The sequence below is a fragment of the Eubacterium sp. An3 genome (assembly GCF_002159465.1).
In the GTDB taxonomy this organism is placed as follows: Bacteria; Bacillota; Clostridia; order Lachnospirales; family Lachnospiraceae; genus Anaerobutyricum; species Anaerobutyricum stercoris.
Genome location: NZ_NFIR01000005.1, coordinates 174,805 through 181,685 on the forward strand (window position 1 = coordinate 174,805; position 6,881 = coordinate 181,685).

Annotated in this window: 5 protein-coding genes; 2 read left to right on the plus strand and 3 right to left on the minus strand. The window is 41.5% G+C overall.

Going from position 1 to position 6,881, the window contains the following annotated elements:
* Positions 1-2: 2 nt before the first annotated feature.
* Positions 3-1,349 (minus strand): tRNA (N(6)-L-threonylcarbamoyladenosine(37)-C(2))-methylthiotransferase MtaB, encoded by a 1,347-nt coding sequence (gene mtaB / locus B5F87_RS07485; RefSeq protein WP_275532333.1) that lies wholly within the window; start codon positions 1,347-1,349, stop codon positions 3-5.
* Between the two features lie 160 nt (positions 1,350-1,509).
* Here mtaB and B5F87_RS07490 point away from each other — a divergent pair, with 160 nt between their 5' ends.
* Positions 1,510-1,749, plus strand: coding sequence for an HPr family phosphocarrier protein (locus B5F87_RS07490; RefSeq protein ID WP_087279104.1), 240 nt, complete (start codon positions 1,510-1,512; stop codon positions 1,747-1,749).
* Positions 1,750-1,839: 90 nt separating this feature from the next.
* Here B5F87_RS07490 and thiI read toward each other — a convergent pair whose 3' ends face one another.
* Both thiI and B5F87_RS07500 read right to left on the minus strand, forming a co-directional pair.
* Positions 1,840-3,030, minus strand: coding sequence for a tRNA uracil 4-sulfurtransferase ThiI (thiI, locus tag B5F87_RS07495; RefSeq protein ID WP_087279106.1), 1,191 nt, complete (start codon positions 3,028-3,030; stop codon positions 1,840-1,842).
* A 13-nt stretch (positions 3,031-3,043) separates the two neighbouring features.
* Positions 3,044-4,192, minus strand: a complete 1,149-nt coding sequence (locus B5F87_RS07500; RefSeq protein ID WP_087279109.1) for a cysteine desulfurase family protein — start codon at positions 4,190-4,192, stop codon at positions 3,044-3,046.
* Positions 4,193-4,659: 467 nt separating this feature from the next.
* Between B5F87_RS07500 and B5F87_RS07505 the strand changes: the two genes are divergently transcribed.
* Positions 4,660-6,768 carry a transglutaminase domain-containing protein gene (locus tag B5F87_RS07505; RefSeq protein ID WP_087279112.1) on the plus strand — a complete coding sequence of 703 codons (2,109 nt, stop codon included), beginning with the start codon at positions 4,660-4,662 and terminating at the stop codon, positions 6,766-6,768.
* Positions 6,769-6,881: the final 113 nt, after the last annotated feature.

A 6,881-nucleotide genomic window follows, 5' to 3' on the forward strand; every position in this document is an offset into this window, starting at 1 on the left:
GGTTAAAATTCAATCGAAACTTTTCCATACAGTAAATTTTCATCCAAAAAACCTTGAATTTTTACAGCAACAATATGATTTTGTCGCAAAATTTCGGAATTTTCGTCAAAGTTCACTACAACTTTCACATAACGTTCCGTATGTCCCTGCATGTATTTTGTACCATTGATCTCGACCATTTCTTCCAGAAGAACTTTCTCTTTTCTTCCAATATACCATTGTTCAAAGTCTTTTTTGTGTCTTTCCGTCATGGCAAGAAGCACGGCCGAACGCTTTGTCTTGACATCTTCCGGCACCTGACCAGGCATCCTCTCTGCACGGGTGCCCTTCCTCACAGAAAATTTGAAAATATGCATTTCATAGAGATTGATCTCCTCCAGATACGCCCGGGTCTTTTCAAATTCTTCTTCCGTCTCCCCGGCAAAACCTACGATCACATCGGTGGTGAGCGCAGGATGTTCAAAAGTATCGCGAAGAATTGCAAGTGCCTTTTTGTATTCTTCTGTGGTATACTTTCGGTTCATTCTTTTCAGCGTCTCATCGCACCCGCTCTGCAAGGACAGATGAAAATGAGGGCAGACCTTGCTGCATTTTTTCAGGCCCTGCGCAAATTCTTCCGTGATGATTCTTGGTTCCAGAGATCCCAGACGAATTCGCTCAATGCCATCTATTTCCTGTACATTTTCTATTACTGCAAGCAGATCTGTTCTGTTTTCCTCCGGAAAATCCATACCGTAGGAACTCAGATGAATACCGGTGAGGACCACCTCTTTGTAGCCTTCCCGGGCCAGCGCCCGGATCTCCCGGATGACATCCTCCAGCTGTTTGCTGCGGATACGCCCTCTCGTGTAAGGAATAATGCAGTAGGAACAAAACTGATTACAGCCGTCCTGTATTTTAATATATGCCCTTGTATGCTCGCTTATCTTGTGAATAGTAAGGGATTCATATTCATTGGTGCATGAAATATCGAGTACTTCCGCCGTTTTCTCCCCTTTTTGGAAATATTCCTCAAGAATGCGGACAATATCCTTCTTTTTATTATTGCCAATCAGCACATCCGCGATTCCTTTTTCTTTCAACTCATTCTCCGCCGCCTGCACATAACATCCTGCCGCTACGACAACCGCATCGGGATTCTTCTTTCTGGCACGATGAATCATCTGACGGCTCTTTCTGTCCGCCATATTGGTCACAGAGCAGGTATTGATGATGTAAACATCCGCCCGTTCTTTAAAATCAACGATATCGTATCCCGCCGCTTCCAGCAGCTCCCGCATGGCGTCAGTTTCATACTGATTGACTTTGCAGCCGAGAGTCAGAAACGCCGCCTTCAATGATTCTGTCAATATATCGCCTCCCTTTTGTCACTCCTTGACATAGCAAAAAAATCCCCGTCAATCTGCTGAAATATCCCCTGTTAAACCTGTCTTTCTATTGACTTTTTTTCATGAAAAAGGTACTATTAATATAATAATTTTTTTAGAAAACCTGAGGAGGATATGTCCAATGAAAACAGTGAAAATCTCTTTAAATTCTATCGATAAGGTTAAAACATTTGTGAACGTGATTAATCGATTTGACGCTGAGTTCGATTTAGTTTCCGGCCGTTACGTGATTGACGCCAAGTCCATCATGGGTATCTTCAGTCTGGATATTTCCAAACCAATTGATTTAAATATTCATAATGCCGACAACATGGACGAGATTATGGAACAGCTTCAGCCGTACATCGTTACAGAAGAATAAATATCTGATTTCGCAGGAAACAGTATCCCGGAGCCAGAACGCTCCGGGATTTTTCTGTTCTGTAATGCATGGCAAAAAATCTGATTATAATTAATGCGCGTGAATCTTAACCACTTCTTCTGTCTCTATGGCAGTCTTTAACAGCTCATCAATACAATCGTCAAGCTTCCTCTCGGACTTCTTGATGACGTCAAGCCGCGGCTTTGTCACCGGATGCTTCGCCACAAAGATAGTACAGCAGTCCTCGTACGGCAGGATGGACGTCTCGTAAGTGCCGATGCGCTCTGAAAGTTCCACGATATCCTGCTTGTCCATACCGATACACGGACGGAACACCGGCATCTCGCAGACCTCGTTGGTCACATAGAGACTCTGCATGGTCTGACTTGCCACCTGACCGATGCTCTCGCCGGTCACCAGGGCAAGACAGCCGCTCTCTTTCGCAAAGTGTTCTGCGATCTTCATCATATAACGGCGCATGATAATGGTCAGCTCATCGTGCGGGCATTTCTCATAAATGGCCATCTGAATATCCGTAAAGTTTACGATATGCAGGGTGATTGGCCCCGTATAGCGTGCAATGAGCTTCGCCAGGTCCACCACCTTCTGTTTCGCTCTCTCGCTGGTATACGGCGGCGCATGGAAATAGGTCGCCTCCAGGCTCACACCTCTCTTGGAGATCATGTAGCCTGCCACAGGACTGTCGATGCCGCCGGAAAGCAGCAGCATGGCTCTTCCGCCGGTACCCACCGGCATGCCGCCCGGTCCCGGAATCTCATCGGAATAAATGTACACCTTATCCCGGATCTCCACCGTGAGCAGCACATCCGGTTCCCGCACGTTGACATGCAGGCCGTCCGCTTCGTACCGCTCCAAAAGCTTCTCTCCCAGAAGAGCCGCCACGTCCATGGACTTGATCGGGTATTTCTTATCGGCTCTCCGTACATTTACCTTGAAGGAAAATGTGCGGTCCTCATACCGCTCTCCCACGTAATCGCAGACCACCGCCGCGATATGGTCAAAATCTTTATTCTCTTCCACCACGATCGGGCAGATGCCGGCGATGCCGAATACCCGGGACAGTGCTTCCACCGCCTCGTCATAATCATACTCTTCCAGGGCGTCCACAAAAATCCGTCCCGATTCCTTGCGGATACTGAACTCTCCCACCGGCTGCAGAGCGTAGCGCATCTGCTGAATGAGCGCATCCTCAAACCGGAACCGGTTCTTTCCCTTGACGCCGATCTCTGCATATTTAATCAGAAATGCTTTAAATTCCATAGTAATCTCCTTCTTATCTTCTCGTAAACCGCCGCAGCACAGGCAGCAGCTCCTTAAGCGCATCCACACAGATATCCGTCTCTTCCACCGTATTATACACGGAGAAAGAAAAACGCAGGGTAGATTCATAATGATTCTTGTCAAGGCCAATACCCCTGAGAGTTCCGCTGACTTCCGGCTTATTGGAAGAGCAGGCGGAACCTGCCGACACATAGATTCCCTTCTCTTCCAGCGCATGGAGCAGCACCTCGCTGCGCACGCCAAGAAATGTAATGCTGGCGATGTGCGGCGCTTCTCCCGAATTATCCTTTACATCCGGAATCTCCGCCATCACCCGCTGCCGGAAATGGTCTTTGATCTCCCGGAGCTTTGTCACCTTATCCTTATGGTCTTTATAAATCAGCTCCGCCGCCTTTCCCAAGCCGGCGATACCCGGTACATTTTCTGTGCCGGAGCGCATCCCTTTCTGCTGGTTGCCGCCCCAGATAATCGGTTTAATCTTCGTTCCTTCCTTAATATAAAGGAAACCGATTCCCTTCGGGCCGTGAATCTTATGGCCGCTGACCGACAGCATGTCCACCTTCCACTTCTTAGGGAAAAGCTTCATCTTGCCGTAAGCCTGAATGCAGTCCGTGTGAAACAGAATCTCCGGGTTATATTTCTTCACGATGCGCCCGATCTCTTCGATGGGCTCCACCGCGCCAATCTCGTTGTTGACACACATGATGGACACAAGAAATGTATCCGGCCGCAGCGCTTTCTCCAGCGCCTCCAGACTGACAATCCCCTTTTCATCCACAGGGAGATAAGTCACCTCAAAGCCTTCCTCCTCCAGAAAACCGAGCGGATTATATACAGACGCATGTTCGATGCAGGAAGTGATGATGTGCTTTCCTGTTCTCTTATGGGCCATGGCCGTTCCGATCAGCGCCAGATTGTTGGCTTCCGTGCCGCCGGACGTAAAATAAATCTCCTTCGGCTCCACCTTGAGGCTTCTGGCAATCTCCTCCTTCGCCCTGTTTACATACTGTTCTGCGTGATATCCCTTCAAATGCATGGAAGAAGGGTTTCCATATTCTATATCAAGCACTTCCGACATGAGTTCTCTTACTTCCGGAAATGCGCGGGTCGTCGCCCCGTTGTCAAAATAAATCTCTGGCATAGCTTTCACCTCACAATTAAGATAGAATAACACAGAACGAAGGGGTTGTAAACAGGGGAAGTTATGTAATTTCCATACTTTCTGGAAGTTATGTAATTTCCATACTTTCATAGTCCACACACCATATTTTTGTTTTTTATAAAACAAACACGAGTAATAAAACACTTTCCCCTTGACTTTATCTTACTGAAAATGGCATAATTGTACAAAACAAAAGCAAATACAACAAAAAATATGTATAAATATGTATAAATTTGTTATGAAGGAGAAATCTATGAAAATAATTCACCAACCTTTTTTGTCTGTCAACTAACCCGTTTGATGACAGTAACAGTATTCCCACAAAACCTATTCCTTCCATTCTATCTGAATAGTCAGTATAACGTACCCCTATCAACAATAACACCATCATTAAATAACTATGCAAAAAATTTAGCAGCCTAACCAAAAGGAGGACATACTAAAATATGAAAAGAAAAAAATGGCTAAAAATAACACTTTTTATGATAATTCTAGGAATCAGCTATCAATGGCATATTCCAACTCTGGCAAATGAATCACAAAACCTTAGTATATCCCTAATTAATCCAATTTATGAAAATGAGATTTCTCAAAAAGAATTAAAAGCTATAGATGAAACGAAAAACTCGACAACAGAAACCTATGACTCCTCTTTAACAGCATTAGGAAACAGAATACGAGAACAATTAGTTTCCCATAAAGAGTCCATTGTTGTCGGATACAAAACACAAGAAACACCTTCACAAGAATTAATAAAGCAAGTTATGGATGAGGCATTAAAATATACTGGAAATCCTAAGGAAGGCGATTATATTTTATTCCAAATTGGTGGCTACAACGGAACAATTTCACAAGTTATATCAGAAGGCGACTGGTATAACTTAACAATAACATTTGCAATTACATATTATACAACTGCACAACATGAAGAAGCAGTAGATAATTTTGTGGATGACTGGAAAAAAACATTTGAATCCTCTTCCTCTTCTAATTACGAAAAAATAAGAACAACTTATGATTACATTTGTAAAAATGTCAAATATGATTATAACAATATGAATGATGAATCATATTTATTGAAACATACTGCCTATGCTGCTGCCATAAATAATACTGCTGTTTGTCAAGGATATTCCCTTTTATTATATCGTTTACTGTTAGAACAAGGGATTGACTGTAGAATCATTAATGGCACAGCCAACGAAGAATTACATACTTGGAACAGTGTCCTGCTGGAAGGAAACTATTATTATTTAGATGCTACATGGGATGCCGGAAAAGTCACTTATGATTATTTTCTTAAAGGGAAAAATAATTTTGACAATCACAAAACCACTCTTAACTATAACGATATTAGTGCTGAAGATTATATTTATGAAATATCTTCTGTAGAAGACTTGCAAATAATAAGAGAGCATCCTTCTGGCCATTTTATATTAACCAACAACTTAATAATGACTAATTCAGATAACTCTGAATCTCCTTTTTGTGATATAACCTTCAGTGGAATCCTTGACGGAAATGGATATACTATTTCAAATCTTGTTAGACCTTTATTTAATACAATTTCCACACAAGGAGTTGTAAAAAACCTTAGTTTAGAAGCACTATCAAACCAATTAATATCTGTGCAAAAACAATATGCACCATTAGCAATAATAAATAATGGGAACATAGATAAATGTCATTCAAATATCTATTTTCATACCTCTAAAAAAATAGTATCCCTAAGAGAATTAGGCGGAATATGTACACAAAACAATGGAATTATTTCCAACTGCACCGCAAATATGAATATCTCCTTTTTTTCAGAGCAATCTCTTTCTTTTGGAGGAATATGTTCTTTTAATTATACAGATATTATAAATTGTTCTTCTACAGGAAACGTTATTATTCAATCTGATGATATTATGAATGAATACCATTTAGGATCATACGGAGGAATCACAGGTATAAACGATGGAATACATTCCAATGTAAATAGTTGTTCCAACAGAATGAATTTAAATGGTACATTTATACAGGCAGGAGGAATAATTGGATGGAATTATTATGGACAAATTAAAAAATGTAACAATTACGGGAATATTTCTTCCATTATAAATGATGATGAGCTTTATAATCAGGTTATTGGCGGCATTATTGGACTTAATGAAAACGCTAACATTATAAAATGTAACAATTATGGCAACTTATATGTGGAGTTAACCAAAAAAGGCGCCCGGATCGTTGCAGCTGGAGGAATTGTAGGACAAATAGAGACAAATTATTCCTTAAAAGGGCTTGTTGTGGATAAATGTATCAATCAAGGAACCGTCTCTTCCGTAGAAAAGAATCAGACATTCTCCTACAATAATTATAGTGGAGGTATTGTTGGAACAATTACCGGCGAAATTTTTTCAACCAGTGGAGATGATTTTGATACTATAGTAAACGATTATCAACCTGTTAATATTTTTTTCAAAAATTGTTTCAATTATGGAAATTTATCTTCTAACAATGGCAATAAAGGCACTCCCGGAGGTATAGCAGGCGATTATAATATTATAAAATGATGTTGGGGTCGAAACTATATAATTAGTTGTGCCCTGTACCTATAGTACCTTGAAAAATTCATATTTTGTAGTATTATGCTGGGATTTCTGGCATATATGCCGGGTATTTCCCT